The sequence below is a fragment of the Alkalicoccobacillus porphyridii genome (assembly GCF_007293315.1).
GTDB classification, from domain to species: Bacteria; Bacillota; Bacilli; order Bacillales; family Bacillaceae_D; genus Alkalicoccobacillus; species Alkalicoccobacillus porphyridii.
The window spans coordinates 82,895-98,165 of record NZ_VLXZ01000006.1 but is presented as its reverse complement, the minus strand read 5'-3'; the positions used below and the strand labels follow the sequence as shown (position 1 = coordinate 98,165).

The window sequence follows — 15,271 nt, the reverse complement described above, 5'->3', positions numbered from 1 at the left end:
GATTTCATCGGAATGGACCGTTTCTTTAAGGCATTACCAGACCACCATCTACATGTAATGTTTGTCCAGTCATATAATCTGCATCACTGCTTGCTAGGAATCTGACAACCGAAGCTACCTGCTTTGATTGGCCAAATGCACCTAAAGGAATCTGTGATAAATATTGCTCTTTCACTTCATCTGTTAAGACGTCAGTCATGTCACTTTCGATAAAGCCAGGAGCAATCGCATTCACATGGATGTTACGATTTGCTAGCTCTTTGGCCATTGACTTTGTCAGACCAATCACACCCGCTTTTGCAGCCACATAGTTGGCTTGGCCTGGATTACCCATAACTGCAACCACCGAGGAAACATTGATAATACGGCCATAGCGCTGCTTCATCATTTGTCTGGAAACAGCTTTAGCACAGTTAAATACGCCTTTTAGGTTAGTGTTTACGACAGCATCCCAATCGTCTTCTTTCATACGGATGAGAAGGTTATCACGTGTAATCCCTGCATTATTTATTAGAATATCAATTCGACCATAGGCTTCCACTGTTTGTTTGATTAATGCTTGGACTTCTTCTGTGTTTGCAACATTGGCCTGAATGGCTAATGCCTCACCACCTGCGTCTTCAATATCCTTAACAACCTGTTCTGCTCGTTCTTTACTTCCGGCATAGTTCACCACGATCTTTGCACCTTGCTCGGCTAATTCCATAGCAATGGCCTGACCTAGTCCTCGTGAGGCACCTGTAACGATTGCGACTTGATCCTGTAGTATCATGCTTTCCCCTCTTTCAGCTTGTGTACAAGCGCTTCTATTCCTTCTCGGTCACTCACGGCATACGCTGCGACACTGCGGTCAATCTTTTTCATAAGTCCTGTTAATACATTTCCTGCCCCGATCTCAACAAATGTATCAACACCAAGTTCAATTAATTGTCTAATACTCTCTTCCCAACGTACAGAGGAGTATACTTGTTCTACAAGCTGCTGACGAAGCTGTTCCGCATCTGTTGTTTCCCCGGCTGTAACATTTGCAATGACAGGTATTTTAGCCTCTTGAATCTCTTGCTTAGCTAAGAGTTCAGCAAGCTTTTCAGCAGCTGGCTTCATTAAACTAGAATGAAAGGGACCACTTACTTGTAAAGGCAACACACGTTTCGCTCCTGCTTCCTTTGCCTTTACGCCTGCAAGCTCAATACCTTTTGCAGTACCTGAGATCACGACTTGGCCAGGACAGTTTAAGTTCGCTGGTTCAGCCACTTCGCCTGCTTCTGCAATCTCCTTTTGAATATCTTTAAGAATATCAGCATCCAGACCAAGCACGGCAGCCATTGCCCCTTCACCAAATGGAACAGCTTCCTCCATAAATAATCCGCGATGGTGCACGGAGTGAATCGCCGTCTCATACGAAATGGCTCCCGCAGCAGCTAATGCGCTGTATTCACCTAAGCTGTGACCCGCAACATAGTCAGGCTCTATACCCGCTTCTTTTACGAGCTCAAGTACTGCTAAGCTCATGGTAACAAGTGCCGGTTGAGTGTTCTCTGTGCGTCTTAGTAGTTCCTCAGGACCATCCTTCATGATGGTATGTAATGAGAAGCCAAGTGTTTGATCAGCTAGATCAAAAATTTGCTTACAAGCAGATTCAGTCTCATATAACTCAGCACCCATTCCAACCTTTTGAGACCCTTGACCCGGAAATAAAAATGCAATCTTCCCCATGTTATTCTCCTTTTTCTTCCTCAAATTGAGGCATTTTAGCTAATTCTGTTTTAACTAGGGCTGCAACCTGCTGTTCTACCATCAGCTTTGCTTGACGAATGGCATGAAACACCGCATGAGCATCTGAAGATCCATGCGCTTTGATGACAGGTGCTTTCAAACCGAATAACCCTGCCCCTCCGTACTCTGAATAACTCATCTTAGCTCTAATATCGCGAAAGCTTGGTTTCAGAACACCTGCAGCGAGTTTATTTTTAACTGATTTGGTCAGCTCTGTTTTAATAAGTCCAAACAATGAAGCCGCTGTGCCTTCAATTGTTTTTAACACAATATTACCTGAGAACCCATCACAAACAACCACATCTGCCACACCATCAAGTAGATCTCTAGCTTCGACATTTCCAATGAAATTCAAATCCGCTTCTTCCAATAGGTGGTATGTTGATTTTATGAGTTCATTTCCTTTCCCGCTCTCAGCACCGACATTTAATAACCCAACACGTGGGCGGTTCACCTTTTTTACAAGCTGCATGTATGTGCTGCCTATCATGGCATGCTGGAGCAGATGTTGCGGCTTTGCATCCATATTCGCGCCAACATCAAGCAAAAGGAAGCCTTTTCCATCCATCGTAGGTAGCATAGGCGCTAAAGCAGGACGGTCTACACCTTTAATTCGGCCAACATGCAATAGCCCCGCCGTCATTAAGGCACCTGTGTTACCGGAGGAGATACAAGCATCAGCTCGTCCTTCCTTCACCTCACGAACAGCCAATACCATAGAAGCATCCTTTTTGCGACGCACTGCATGAGTTGGTTTGTCCGTATCTTCTATCATTTCCGTTGTATGTATAATGGAAATGCGCTCATCGTTCGTTAAATGCTCGCGAATGGCGGCTTCATCCCCAATTAAGGTTAATTCTATATCCTGAAACTCTTGAACAGCTCTCATAGCCCCTTGCGTTTGTGCAATTGGAGCATGGTCGCCCCCCATGGCATCTAGAGCAATTTTCACTGGACTTCCTCCTCTTCTCAAGCTATGATTTTACGCTTGAACGATACATAATAAACTCACCGGAAAATACTTTTTCTTTATCTACATAGCTTTCAACGACTACCGTTGTACGTTCCTTCTCAATTCGCTCAACAGTTGCTTTGGCAATCACTCGCTCACCTGTTTTCACCTGACGTTTAAATCGAATGGTTGCTTTAGCCGTTAAAGCTAACTCATCATTAATGACTGCAACTGCCAAAGAATTTGCCTGTGCAAATAAATAATGACCACGCGCAATACCCGACTTGCTGAAAACCTCCTCAGAACTCACCTCAAACATGGAGATGGCCCTTTCATCAAGCTGAAGATCAATGATTTCTCCAAACACCTCATCAGCAGAAATCGAGCGTAATTCATCTAGCTGAAGCTGAGCTACATCTTTGATTCTCTCTCTTAACTCTGGAATGGACAGCTCCATCCGATCGAGACGTATGGTTTGAATGCTTACTTCAAAATAGGCTGCCAGCTCTTCATCTGTCATAAAAGGTTGTTGCTGTAGCCTTTCCTTTAGAAGTGCTTGTCTATCTTTTTTCTTGCGTCTCATGAGAAATGCTGTCCTCCTTCAGTTGCAGTATCCTTCCATTTTTATGACTAGGTCTTAAGACTAGTATAAACATGATTGATTCGCATTTTCAACTCTTAATCTAATTTACTCTGATCAAGCGCCCCTGTACTCATTAAATAATCCCTTAATAATCGATACTCTGGATCCTCCCAAAAATAGTTGGAGTCAACGAGCGTTGCTGCGTCCTGTCTTGCTACTTCGAGGGTTCGGTAATCATGAACAACATCTGCCACCTTAAAATCCGGAAGCCCGCTCTGTTTTGCCCCAAAGAAGTCACCAGGCCCTCTTAGTTCGAGATCACGCTCGGATAAAACAAAGCCGTCATTTGTTTCGGTCATCACTCTCATTCGTTCTCGACCATTCTCTGTTTTTGGATCAGCTAAAAGCACACAATATGACTGAGCGCTTCCTCGTCCAACTCGACCTCGTAGCTGATGGAGCTGGGCTAGTCCAAATCGATCCGCATCATAAATCACCATCATCGTTGCATTCGGTACATTCACACCAACTTCAACAACAGTCGTTGAAACTAGCAGCTGAGTATCATTTGTCGAAAAGGCAGTCATCACTTCATCCTTTTCTTCAGATGGAAGTCTCCCGTGCATTAACCCAACTTTAAATCGATTTTTGAAATAATCGGTTAAAATATTATACACATCAATAGCATTCTGGACCTCAAGCATCTCTGATTCTTCAATTAATGGGCAGATCACATAGGCTTGTCGACCCTGCTTTAATTCTTTTTCCACAAATCCAAGAACCCGCTCTAGCATATCGTGCTTAGCCCAGTAGGTTTCAATTGGCTTTCTTCCTGCGGGCATTTCATCAAGAATCGATACATCCATATCTCCAAATACAGAGATTGCAAGTGTTCTTGGAATCGGAGTAGCCGTCATAAAGAGGACATCTGCATGCTCACCTTTACTTCTAAGCTGTCTTCGTTGATTTACACCAAATCGATGCTGCTCATCCGTAATGACAAATCCTAACTTTTTGAATACGACATCATCTTGGATTAAAGCATGCGTTCCAATCGCTAAATCGATTTCACCGTTTTGAAGAGCTTCAAGCTTTTCCCGTCTTCGTTTCCCCTTTAAAGAGCCACTGAATAGTTCAACACGTTTGCCTAAAGGTTCAAACCAGCCATTTAAGGATTCAAGGTGTTGCTCTGCAAGGATTTCCGTTGGAACCATTAATGCACCCTGATAGCCTGCCTGAATGACTGCGAATAGGCAAGCCGCCGCTACGACGGTTTTACCTGAACCCACATCTCCCTGCAAGAGCCGATTCATTTGATAGGGCGAAATCATGTCTTGAACGACTTCCTCTATCACACGTTCCTGGGCTTTTGTTAAGGCAAATGGGAGAGAGGCCTTAAACTGTTTTATGTCTTCTACATCAATTTCAAGAGACTGACCGTTACTATGCTCACGCTGCGTTTTTCTGAACATCTGCATCTTTAATTGGAAATACAGAAATTCCTCATAAACCATTCTTCTCCTGGCTTGTTTCAGTCCTGACTGACCTGTAGGGTGATGAAGCTCGTGAACGGCCTCCTTTTTAGACACTAACTTATACGTCTGCCTGAGGCTCTGTGGCAATGGCTCTGGAATCTCCTCGCCAAATTGTTTGATCGCCTGAAGAATAGCCGACTTAATCATTTTACTTGGAACATTTGCTGTGGCTGAATAAACCGGCTCTATCGTTTGATCCTGTTCCTTTGCGCCTTTATGTAGCTCTGTACCCGTTATGGTCATTCGATGCCGGTCCCATTTTCCAGTAATAGTAACTTCGGTTCCAAGACTAAGCTGGTTTTTTAAAAAGCCGCGATTAAAAAAAGTGACCGTTACAAGCAAACGGCCAACTAGCATTCGAAAAGTCAGGCGATTTTTCTTTTTACCATAATACCTGACAGAAGGCTCACTATGAACCTCTCCTACAACAGTCACCCGCTCTTCGTGTTCTGCTGTTTGTAAATCCTTTAGCTTATAATCCTCGTAGCGAAATGGGAAATATTCTAATAGATCCGAGACAGTATGCAATTTCAAGCTATCAAATAGCTTGGCTTTTTCCTCACCAATACCAACTAAATCTGTGAGTGGACGTTCATACACAGACATTGTCATTTCTCCAGTGATACGCCAAAAATCTCAGATTCCAATCTTCGCCCAGTTGGTGTGGCAGCAAGGCCTCCTAATGCCGTTTCCTTTAAAGCAACAGGCATCGTTAATCCAATTCTATACATCGCATCAATAACCTCATCGCATGGAATTCGGCTTTTAATTCCTGCTAACGCCATATCTGCAGCTGTAATAGCAATAGATGCCCCCATAGCATTTCGCTTCACACAGGGCACTTCAACAAGACCTGCAACCGGGTCACAGACCAAACCAAGCATGTTTTTTAGGGCTATCGCAAGCGCTTGCCCTGATTGCTCGGGTGTGCCCCCCGCCAATTCTACAAGTGCAGCCGCCGCCATACCTGATGCTGATCCAACCTCCGCTTGACATCCTCCTGCCGCTCCAGAAATTGAAGCATTGTTTGCAATCACAAAACCAAATGCCCCAGATGTAAACAGGAAATGAATCATTTGATCATCTGTAGGTGCCAGCTTTTCTTTCATTCCGAATAATACACCTGGCACAACACCTGACGCTCCAGCAGTTGGAGTGGCACAAATAGTACCCATGGCAGCATTGACTTCATTTGTTGCCATCGCTTTACTAACAGATTGTAATAACGAATCTCCTCCAAGAGACTTCCCTGTGGCAATATATTCTTGAAGTAGCTTTGCGTCACCACCTGTTAACCCTGATACGGATTTAATGTCTTCCGAGGTTCCACGATCTACTGCAGCCTTCATCACATCTAAGTTTTTTCGCATCCGCTCATAAACGTCTTCACGGCTGCGTCCCGTTTCTTCCACCTCTTGACGAATCATGACCTCTGAAATGGAGATGCCTTCAGAGTCTGCTAGCTCTATCAGCTCTGCTGCGTTTTTAAACATGCTTTTTCGTCTCCTTTGTTATGCTTATTCATATATATTTGATACGAGCTTAATGTTAGGAAGTGAACGAAGCTCATCGATTAATGCTTGTTCAACATTTTGGTCAACTTCCATTACCATCAGCGCTTCTTCCCCTTTTTCTCTACGTGAAACTTCCATATGCCCAATGTTCATTTCATGCTTTGCTAACAAATTCGAAACAGCAGCAATCACTCCGTAGCGATCGTGATGAATCACAAAAATAGCAGGATGATTCCCTGATAACCTGAGCTTAAATCCATTCATCTCAATAATTTCAATTTTTCCCCCACCAATCGAAATTCCGACTAGCTCCAGTGATTTATGATCATTATGTAACACAATTTTCATTGTATTTGGATGATCAGTGATGGCCTCTTCTTCATGAAACTCAATTCTTATGTTTTCTGCCTTAGCTAGTTGGAAGGACTCTCGAATACGAGGATCATAGGTATCAAAATCAAGAATTCCACCAACTACAGCTACATCTGTGCCGTGACCTTTATAGGTTTGGGCAAACGAACCATATAAATGTATGGTCGCTTCACTTGGTTTTTCACCAAATAAGGTTCTAGCCACTCTGCCAATCCTTGCTGCACCGGCTGTGTGCGAGCTTGAAGGCCCGATCATCACAGGGCCTATAATATCAAATACCGTGCGATACTTCATTCTTTTCCTCCTTCACGAGTAAAAAAAGACCAGCCTATAAGAAGCGCCGGCCTTGTACACTATTTAACTATGTTCTGCTTTAGTACATGAAATCGAAACCGTTCCGGGTCCAACATGTGTACCAATAACAGCTCCAATAGAGGTTACAACTACTGATTCCACCTGACATTCAGCCTTCACGCGCTCAATTAGCTCGTCAGCAAGCGCTTGATTCAGGGCGTGAGAGGCTCCAATGTGAATAGGTGTATCTCCGTATTCCTTCTTAATGGTATCAATAATGATCGAGATGGCCTTTTTTGGACCTCTTGCTTTATCAAACGGATAAACTTCCCCTTCCTCTGATAGGGAAAGAATAGGCTTCACTTTAAGCAGAGAACCTACCATAGCTTGGGCCTTCCCAATTCTACCGTTTTTTTGTAAAAAACGAAGTGTATCCACAAGGAAATAAACCTTTGTTTCATCTAGTAACTGATCAGCTCTTTTTTCAAGCTCGACAAGTGGCTTATTATCATGAGCCATTTCCGCCAATTCAGCAACCATTATTCCAATCGCATAAGACGCCTGGCGAGAGTCAATGACTCGAATATCCAGTTTCTCGTCCTCTAGGCTGGCCTTAGCAATCGTTGCTGCCTGATACGTACCACTTAGCTTGGAGGAAAGATGAATAGAAAAGATAACATCAGCACCTTCAGACTGTAGAGAGCGGTAAACTTGTTCAAATTGATGGGGTGTAGGCTGGGATGTAGTTGGAATAACATCACTTGTTTCAAGCTTCTCATAAAATGTTTCTGTACTAATTGTCACACCATCTTCATAAGATTCCGCTTCAGAAAACACGACATTTAATGGAATCACTGTGATATTCCACTTGTCCACGATTTCCTTTGGAATATCGGCTGTGCTATCTGTTACAATCCGAATTGTAGACATTCATCTCATCCCTTCTATTCTCAGTGTCCTTATTCCACAGCAAAGATATAAGAGTAAAGTGGTTGTCCTCCTTGATGGACGTCTAGCTCAACATCAGTAAACTGCTCCTCAAGGTATCGCACCAGTTCTTCCGTTTCGTCTTCTGTCACATCTTCTCCTGCAAGAACCGTTACCATTTCACTTTCATCATCAATCATATGTGCAAGCAGTTCTTTTGCTGCCTCTATTAACTTTTGATGTGTGTTCACAATTTTCTTTTCCGAGATCCCAATGAAATCGTCCTTCTGTATGGACAGTCCTTCAATTTGTGTGTCTCTTACCGCGTACGTAATTTGGCCAGATTTCACAAATGTCATTGCCTCTTTCATCTGGGAAGCATTCTCTTTAAGGTCAAGAGTAGGATTAAAGGCAAGGATGGCAGCCAGGCCTTGAGGAACCGTCTTTGATGGCACTACAATCGCTTCTGCATCTACAACCTTTGCAGCCTGCTCAGCAGCCATGACGATATTCCCATTGTTCGGAAGAATGAGGATCTTTTCAGCATGTACCTTTTCAATGGCACTAACAATATCTTCAGTACTAGGATTCATGGTTTGACCACCTTGAATAACCTCTCCTGCACCTAAGCCTTTAAATAGCTCCGATACTCCTTCTCCCATAGAAACGGTTACAATCCCAAACTCACTTTTTTCGGATTTATCAGCTTCAACAGGATCAGCATTCCCATAAACAGCTTGCGTTTCATCAAGTAAATGGGTGTGCTGCTCTCTCATATTCTCAATCTTAATATTGATAAAGTCACCGTATCGCTGCGCTCTAGATAACACTTCTCCTGGGTATTCTGCGTGAATATGTACTTTTAACAGATCTTCATCTGATACAACCAATAGAGAATCACCAAGCTCACTTAGCTCATTGCGAAACTCTTCTTCATGAAAGGCTTGTTCTTTTAATCGACTTTCATCAAATCGAACCATTACTTCTGTACAATACCCGAATTCAATATCTTCGGTTGCCATATGACTCTGGGCATTATGCTGATGATGTTCAATTTTTATAAGGTCGTCCATGTTAGGAGTTGTAGGCTGTTGTTCCTTTAGCTTCTTTCCTGTTAATACAGCTAAAAACCCTTCATATATATAGAGTAGCCCTTGACCACCTGAATCCACAACGCCAACTTCCTTTAGGACTGGCAATAGGTCAGGAGTGCGCTTTAAAGAAGCCTTTGCTTCCTTTACAACATCCGTCATGACTTGAACGACATCATCTGATTTATTGGCTGACTTAACGGCTTGCTTTGCTGCATCCTTAGCCACTGTTAAAATCGTGCCCTCCACTGGCTTAATTACTGCTTTATAAGCCGTTTCAACGCCCTTATCAAGAGCTTGCGCAAGATCTTGTGCACTCAGATAGTGTTTTCCTTCAGAAGCCTTTGAAAACCCTCTAAAAAGCTGTGATAGGATAACGCCTGAATTTCCCCGCGCACCCATTAATAGACCTTTTGCAAAAGACGAGGCAATCTTTCCCGCTTCCTTTGACGTTTGCGCTCTCACTTCTTTGACACCTGAAGTAATTGAAAGATTCATATTGGTTCCTGTATCACCATCTGGAACAGGGAACACATTTAAAGAATCAACAATCTTCACATGTCTTGAAAGGTTATCTGCCCCCTCAATAAACATTTGAGCAAGTTTGTTTGCTTCTAATCTCTTAACCGTCACTTCCATTTCCTCCTTACCGCCCCTAGGTGTTTAACACTCGAACACCTTGCACGAAAATGTTGACAGACTCAACATCTAATCCAAGCATCTGTTCCAGTTGGTATTTTACTTTTGTTTGTACGTTATGAGCTACCTCAGAAATCTTTGTTCCGTAGCTAACAATAATATACATATCAATGTGAATGTCTTCCTCTACTTCACGAATGACAACTCCGCGACGGAAGTTCTCTTTTCCAAGTAGTTCGGACAAACCGTCCTTGATTTGCTTTTGTGAAGCCATACCGACAATACCGTAGCAATCTACTGCTGCTCCCCCAGCTACAGTTGCTACTACGTCTCTTGAAACATCTACCATTCCAAGCTGTGTTTTCATTTCAATAGACATACGAATCCTCCTTTTAAAACTGCACATTAGCTATATTTTACTATACATTCATTGAATATGAAAGAAACAATAGGAACAAAGAAAGCTGTCAAGGAGTAACACTTGATAAAGTTCTAAGTATCTATTGCTTTCTTTTTTTCCCTATGCTAAGATATTCAGGTATGAAATGGTCATCGTAAGGTGGAATGAATAAGGAGGTGCAAGTCATGGCCCGTGTTTGTCATATTACTGGAAAGAAAGCTCGTACTGGTAACAAGCGTTCTCACGCTTTAAACAAAACAAAACGTCGTTGGGGAGTTAACGTACAAAAGGTACGTATTCTTGTTGACGGAAAGCCGAAACGTGTGTATGTTTCTGCTCGTGCTCTAAAATCAGGAAAAGTTCAACGTGTGTAATCTAATAATTAGCAAAAAGCACCGGGATTCCGGTGCTTTTTTGCTAGGCTTTTTTGAATGAACTAAGAATGGCCCGCACAAATCCACCGATAAACTTGGGCAGCTTGATGGTATAGAACTTCATGGCTCCTCCTCCTTAGCGAAAATCGCCGAAAACAAGCTTGTTTCCTAACTGATCATACAAGACTTCTCCAATTACCCTCTACCTTCTACTAATATCGCCTGCAGGTATAAACTATTCCTAATTCATAACGAAAATCAAAGAAAATGTATAATCAAAATAAGAACAGTCAAGCTATTCTTTACCATCATGCTATGCCGTAAATGAATCAAACAGAACCAATTCTATTATTTTCTAAGTGTAGGACGAATGCTCTCGATTGCTTGGGTGCGATCCTTCTCTCCAAATACCGCGGAGCCAGCTACCAATACGGTCGCTCCAGCCTCAACACACTCTACTGCTGTTGATGCATTCACACCACCGTCCACTTCAATCTCATAATTCAAATAATGTGTGCGACGATAATCAGCAAGCTCTTTAATATTACGCAACGTAGATGAAATGAATGTCTGCCCACCAAACCCAGGGTTCACTGACATCTGCAAAACAAGATCCACCTCGTGTAATATAGGTAGCACAGACGATACGGGGGTTGCTGGATTTAAGACAACTCCCGCTTTAACACCTTTTTCTTTAATTAACTGAATCGTTCGATGAAGATGGGGACAAGCTTCCACATGGACAGAGATAATATCCGCTCCTGCTTCAGCAAAATTAGCTATGTATAAATCAGGATTTGAAAGCATCAAGTGGACATCTAACGTTAGCTCTGTTAATGGACGGATGGCTTTAACGATCATTGGACCAATGGTCAAGTTTGGTACAAAGTGACCATCCATTGCATCGATATGCACATAATCTGCTCCGGCCTGGTCGATATCGCGAATCTCATCTGCAAGGTGAGCGAAATCTGCTGATAAAATGGATGGGGCAATTTTGATCATCTTTAATATCTCCTTTTACGTTGATTAATCTCTTCTAAAAATAATAGATAATGCTTATAGCGATAGGCTTTAATTCTTCCTTGCTCAAGCTCAGCCTTAACAGCACAACCAGGCTCAGACGTATGCAAGCAACCTCTAAATTTACAATTCGGAATTTGTTCCTTCATTTCCGGAAAATATAGAGCTAAGTCCTCAGCTTCAATCGCTGTAAATTCTACAGAGCTGAATCCAGGTGTATCTGCAACAAGCCCACTTCCGATGGATAGGAGTTCAACATGCCGGGTGGTATGCTTACCTCGTCCCAAATGCGTTGAAATTTGGTCCGTTTCAATGTCTAAATTAGGCTTTAATGCGTTTAGGAGGGACGACTTCCCCACTCCTGATTGACCTGCTACTACTGAAATTCGATCATTTAAATCAGGCAGCAGCCACTGGATATCACTTCCCTCGGCATTAGAAGTGACCCGAACACGGTACCCTATTTGCTCATAATCTTTTACGTATGTTTCAATAACAGCAAGCTGCTCATTATTTAATAAATCCATCTTACTAATAATGATAACAGGCTCAATATTAGACGCTTCAATGTGTACCAAAAACCGATCTAATAAATGCGGGCTAAAATCTGGCTCCAGTGCAGAAAAAACGAGCAAAGCCTGATCGACATTTGCAATAGGAGGCCGTATTAATTCATTTTTTCTATCCAAAAGCTCCATGATATAGCCATCCGTCTTATTTTCGGCTTCATATTCTACATGATCACCTACTAATGGTTTTCGGTTTTGTTTACGAAATAAACCCCGTCCACGACATTGAATGTATAAATCTCGGTCTTGTACATAATAAAACCCACTTAGCGATTTCACGATTAATCCTTTTGGCATACAAACCTTCTTTCTTTTCTAAAATTAAGGGTTACGTCCTTATCATTTTCTAATGAACCATTTCGATACTTTTTCACAAAAAGTAACGGCTCTATCAAACAAAGAGGGAGGGCTATGCCCAGCCCTCTTACTCATATGTGCGCTCCTCAGAATTCTTAATAAGCTGCCCGTCAATATATAAATCAAATGAACCTGATTGGCTTGGACTCACTCTAAGCGGAACAACATAGGTCTTAGATTCAGTAATTTCTTCCTCAACAAATACCTCATCATCACCATCTGTTGTCACATCTCTATAGACAATGCGAATCTCAAAGACCTCACCTGCTGCTTGTTCTTCCTCTGAAACTTCAACAGGTTGACTAACCTCAATAATTCGACTTGGTTCTTCTGTCTCTGGCGGTTCAGAATCGTCTGGGTCTGGGTCACTTGAGCCCTCTGGACCTCTTGAGACAACAACTTCTACATCACTACCCGGACCAATCATTTCAAATGGTTCTGGACTCTGGCTAATGATTCGACCTTGTTCAACCGTATCATGATACTCATAAGAAAACCGTCCGCGGAGTTCTTCATCATTAAAGTAATCCCGCGCATTATCCTCTGTAGCACCTTCTAAGTTCCTGAGGGTAATTTGCGCTTCAACAGCATAGGTTAAATAGACTGTATCAGTGGATGGTGTAATGACCGTATCTGGTGCAGGCGTTTGGCTGAGCACCGTGCCCTCTGAAACGTCATTATTCTCTCTGGTTACTTCTTCAACCGTAACATTCATCTGTTCAAGCAATCGTTTTGCCTGTTCAATTGGAAAACCAGTGTAATCCTGAAGGGTGATCTCTTCCTCTTGTCCACTTACCTGCAAGCGAACTGTTGAACCTACCTTAACAGTGGACCCAGCTCGAGGATTAGAACTAACAACGTTGCCTGCATCTATAGAGTTATCCTCTATTTCTTGAATATCAACATTTAAATCTAAATCCTCAAGCTCCTGTTGCACCTCTTCAACTGGTCGATCAACTACTTCTGGAATCTGAACCTCTGCTACCCGGAACAGATTTGGAAAAATAGCAAACGCGCTTGCTCCTACCACCAAGGTGAAAATGGCAGTCAGGATCAGTATCACAAGCCACTTCTTACGTTTCTTTGGCTTTTTAGGTTTAGGCAACGGCTTTGATTGCGCCGATTCAGTCACTGGGCTAACTGGCTTGGTAGGCTCAGCCGCGATCGTTTTTTCCAAATCATCTGATTCAGGAAGCTTGCCGACAATCGGTATCGCCTTTGTAACATCATCATCCTCTTGTTGGTATTCATAAGGAGTTTCATCATACCGCTCAGGGTCAAGCAGGGTGTACGTGTCTTCAGCCATCTCTTCTGCCGATTGATAACGAGCGGCGGGATCCTTCATTGTAGCTCGATTAATCATATTCTCTACACTTTGAGGTATCGCACTGTTTACCTGTCGAACAGAAGGCATATCATTTTGCAGATGCTTAATGGCAATGGAGACGGCAGTATCTCCGGAAAATGGCAGGATACCTGTTAGCATTTCATAAAACACGATACCCAGAGAGTAAATATCTGATCGGTACGTGATATGGCCGCCTCTTGCTTGCTCTGGTGACAAATAATGAACAGAGCCCATAACCGAATTGGTATGCGTAATGGTTGCGGAAGACATCGCTCTGGCTATGCCAAAATCAGCTACCTTTGCCTCTCCGTCTTCACTAATAAGTATATTATGTGGTTTAATATCGCGATGGACAATTTGATTGGCATGGGCGTGAGCCATAGCGGATAAAATTTGCTTTAAGAAATCTATCGCCACTTCTACTGATAATGAGCCTTCTTGCTGAATAAGCTCCTTTAACGTCTGCCCTTTCACATATTCCATGACAATATAATACAGTTGATCTTCTTCCCCAACATCAAAAATATTAACAATGTTTGGGTGCGCTAAGCTTGTGGCCGATTGCGCCTCCCTACGAAAACGTTTAATAAACTGTTCATCATCCGAAAATTGAGGCTGAAGCACTTTGACAGCAACATGACGATCTAATATAAGATCTAACGCTAGATAGACATTGGCCATCCCTCCGCCGCCAATACTCTCTATTATTTCGTACCGATCGCTAATTCTTTGTCCTATCATTGACGTCACCCTGTCCTGTCCATAGAAGAATATAATCGAACGAGAGCTATAGAAATATTGTCTTCTCCACCTCGCTCATTCGCAAGCTGGATGAGGGATTGTGATACCGATTCAGCTGTATCCTTAGATAAGAGGATATCATTGATTTCAGGTAGAGAAATTTTATCGGAAAGCCCATCTGAACAAAGCAGTAAGTCACATGCCCCATCTAGAGGGAGTGTAGTAACATCCATCTTAACAGAAGGCTCCGTGCCTAGTGCACGCAGGAGTACATTCTTACGCGGATGATTCTCTGCCTCTTCTTCTGAGATTTGACCGGTTCTTCTAAGCTCTTCTACTAATGAATGATCGGCTGTTTTTAGTGAAAAACCTTCATCGGTACGAAGATAGGCTCTACTGTCTCCAATATGTCCAATAGCCACATATTCGTCTGTGCAAATGGCAGCAACAAGTGTGGTACCCATTCCTTGACATTCTTCATGATTATTAGCATGCTCATGCACAGCCTGATTAATATCCTTAAATTGTTGCCTCAGCCAGCTTTCTGCCTCTGTAGCCGCCAGTGGAGTCTCTAACTCCATCCATGCTTCTTTTAACAAGCGTGATGTCATGGCGCTTGCCACGTCTCCTGCTCGATGTCCACCCATACCATCTGCAACAAAAGCAAGCAGTCCAGCTTCCGTAGCATAGGTTCCTCCAGAATCCTCATTATGTGATCTTACTTGTCCAACGTCTGATTGAAAAACATAGTCTAAATTGGCAGTCATTTATCCACC

At 42.7% G+C, this 15,271-nt stretch carries 16 protein-coding genes; 1 reads left to right on the top strand and 15 read right to left on the bottom strand.

Annotated features, from left to right (window positions below; all coding sequences use genetic code 11):
• Positions 1–25: 25 nt before the first annotated feature.
• From fabG to FN960_RS11210, 10 genes are all read right to left on the bottom strand, one after another.
• The gene (gene fabG, locus FN960_RS11255) at positions 26–772 is read right to left on the bottom strand and encodes a 3-oxoacyl-[acyl-carrier-protein] reductase (RefSeq protein WP_438799878.1); all 747 of its coding nucleotides are present in this window, start codon (positions 770–772) and stop codon (positions 26–28) included.
• Complete coding sequence (gene fabD, locus FN960_RS11250) at positions 769–1,716, bottom strand: ACP S-malonyltransferase (RefSeq protein WP_143848822.1); 948 nt, start codon at positions 1,714–1,716, stop codon at positions 769–771. Before fabD ends, fabG begins: the two co-directional genes overlap by 4 nt.
• 1 nt (position 1,717) lies before the next feature.
• Positions 1,718–2,728 (bottom strand): phosphate acyltransferase PlsX, encoded by a 1,011-nt coding sequence (gene plsX, locus FN960_RS11245; RefSeq protein ID WP_143848821.1) that lies wholly within the window; start codon positions 2,726–2,728, stop codon positions 1,718–1,720.
• A gap of 22 nt (positions 2,729–2,750) precedes the next feature.
• Complete coding sequence (gene fapR, locus FN960_RS11240; RefSeq protein WP_143848820.1) at positions 2,751–3,311, bottom strand: transcription factor FapR; 561 nt, start codon at positions 3,309–3,311, stop codon at positions 2,751–2,753.
• A 95-nt stretch (positions 3,312–3,406) separates the two neighbouring features.
• Positions 3,407–5,452 (bottom strand): ATP-dependent DNA helicase RecG, encoded by a 2,046-nt coding sequence (recG, locus tag FN960_RS11235; RefSeq protein ID WP_143848819.1) that lies wholly within the window; start codon positions 5,450–5,452, stop codon positions 3,407–3,409.
• A 2-nt stretch (positions 5,453–5,454) separates the two neighbouring features.
• Entirely contained in the window at positions 5,455–6,339 is an 885-nt protein-coding gene (gene sdaAA / locus FN960_RS11230) for an L-serine ammonia-lyase, iron-sulfur-dependent, subunit alpha (RefSeq protein WP_143848818.1), read from the bottom strand.
• Between the two features lie 24 nt (positions 6,340–6,363).
• The gene (sdaAB, locus tag FN960_RS11225; RefSeq protein WP_143848817.1) at positions 6,364–7,026 is read right to left on the bottom strand and encodes an L-serine ammonia-lyase, iron-sulfur-dependent subunit beta; all 663 of its coding nucleotides are present in this window, start codon (positions 7,024–7,026) and stop codon (positions 6,364–6,366) included.
• Positions 7,027–7,089: 63 nt separating this feature from the next.
• Entirely contained in the window at positions 7,090–7,956 is an 867-nt protein-coding gene (locus tag FN960_RS11220) for a DegV family protein (protein WP_143848816.1), read from the bottom strand.
• A gap of 29 nt (positions 7,957–7,985) precedes the next feature.
• Positions 7,986–9,677, bottom strand: coding sequence for a DAK2 domain-containing protein (locus FN960_RS11215; protein ID WP_185971008.1), 1,692 nt, complete (start codon positions 9,675–9,677; stop codon positions 7,986–7,988).
• Positions 9,678–9,699: 22 nt separating this feature from the next.
• Positions 9,700–10,062, bottom strand: coding sequence for an Asp23/Gls24 family envelope stress response protein (locus tag FN960_RS11210; RefSeq protein ID WP_143848814.1), 363 nt, complete (start codon positions 10,060–10,062; stop codon positions 9,700–9,702).
• A gap of 206 nt (positions 10,063–10,268) precedes the next feature.
• Here FN960_RS11210 and rpmB point away from each other — a divergent pair, with 206 nt between their 5' ends.
• Positions 10,269–10,457, top strand: coding sequence for a 50S ribosomal protein L28 (gene rpmB, locus FN960_RS11205; protein WP_143848813.1), 189 nt, complete (start codon positions 10,269–10,271; stop codon positions 10,455–10,457).
• A gap of 43 nt (positions 10,458–10,500) precedes the next feature.
• On the opposite strand, the gene spoVM is transcribed toward rpmB, so the two are convergent.
• The 5 genes from spoVM to FN960_RS11180 all read right to left on the bottom strand — a co-directional run bounded on the left by spoVM (position 10,501) and on the right by FN960_RS11180 (position 15,262).
• Positions 10,501–10,581, bottom strand: coding sequence for a stage V sporulation protein SpoVM (spoVM, locus tag FN960_RS11200; RefSeq protein WP_143848956.1), 81 nt, complete (start codon positions 10,579–10,581; stop codon positions 10,501–10,503).
• Between the two features lie 224 nt (positions 10,582–10,805).
• Positions 10,806–11,462, bottom strand: a complete 657-nt coding sequence (rpe, locus tag FN960_RS11195) for a ribulose-phosphate 3-epimerase (protein WP_143848812.1) — start codon at positions 11,460–11,462, stop codon at positions 10,806–10,808.
• A gap of 2 nt (positions 11,463–11,464) precedes the next feature.
• A complete protein-coding gene (gene rsgA, locus FN960_RS11190; protein WP_143848811.1) occupies positions 11,465–12,346 on the bottom strand; it encodes a ribosome small subunit-dependent GTPase A in 882 nt (293 codons plus the stop codon).
• Between the two features lie 127 nt (positions 12,347–12,473).
• Entirely contained in the window at positions 12,474–14,495 is a 2,022-nt protein-coding gene (gene pknB, locus FN960_RS11185) for a Stk1 family PASTA domain-containing Ser/Thr kinase (RefSeq protein WP_143848810.1), read from the bottom strand.
• 5 nt (positions 14,496–14,500) lie between these two features.
• Positions 14,501–15,262 (bottom strand): Stp1/IreP family PP2C-type Ser/Thr phosphatase, encoded by a 762-nt coding sequence (locus FN960_RS11180; protein WP_143848809.1) that lies wholly within the window; start codon positions 15,260–15,262, stop codon positions 14,501–14,503.
• Positions 15,263–15,271: the final 9 nt, after the last annotated feature.

Coding starts and splice junctions, on each gene's coding strand:
- rpmB (WP_143848813.1), top strand. CDS start 10,269: ATGGCCCGTGTTTGTCATATTACTGGAAAGAAAGCTCGTACTGGTAAC.
- spoVM (WP_143848956.1), bottom strand. CDS start 10,581: ATGAAGTTCTATACCATCAAGCTGCCCAAGTTTATCGGTGGATTTGTG.
- fabD (WP_143848822.1), bottom strand. CDS start 1,716: ATGGGGAAGATTGCATTTTTATTTCCGGGTCAAGGGTCTCAAAAGGTT.
- sdaAB (WP_143848817.1), bottom strand. CDS start 7,026: ATGAAGTATCGCACGGTATTTGATATTATAGGCCCTGTGATGATCGGG.
- FN960_RS11210 (WP_143848814.1), bottom strand. CDS start 10,062: ATGTCTATTGAAATGAAAACACAGCTTGGAATGGTAGATGTTTCAAGA.
- pknB (WP_143848810.1), bottom strand. CDS start 14,495: ATGATAGGACAAAGAATTAGCGATCGGTACGAAATAATAGAGAGTATT.
- recG (WP_143848819.1), bottom strand. CDS start 5,452: ATGTCTGTGTATGAACGTCCACTCACAGATTTAGTTGGTATTGGTGAG.
- FN960_RS11180 (WP_143848809.1), bottom strand. CDS start 15,262: ATGACTGCCAATTTAGACTATGTTTTTCAATCAGACGTTGGACAAGTA.
- fabG (WP_438799878.1), bottom strand. CDS start 772: ATGATACTACAGGATCAAGTCGCAATCGTTACAGGTGCCTCACGAGGA.
- FN960_RS11220 (WP_143848816.1), bottom strand. CDS start 7,956: ATGTCTACAATTCGGATTGTAACAGATAGCACAGCCGATATTCCAAAG.
- rsgA (WP_143848811.1), bottom strand. CDS start 12,346: ATGCCAAAAGGATTAATCGTGAAATCGCTAAGTGGGTTTTATTATGTA.
- rpe (WP_143848812.1), bottom strand. CDS start 11,462: ATGATCAAAATTGCCCCATCCATTTTATCAGCAGATTTCGCTCACCTT.
- fapR (WP_143848820.1), bottom strand. CDS start 3,311: ATGAGACGCAAGAAAAAAGATAGACAAGCACTTCTAAAGGAAAGGCTA.
- sdaAA (WP_143848818.1), bottom strand. CDS start 6,339: ATGTTTAAAAACGCAGCAGAGCTGATAGAGCTAGCAGACTCTGAAGGC.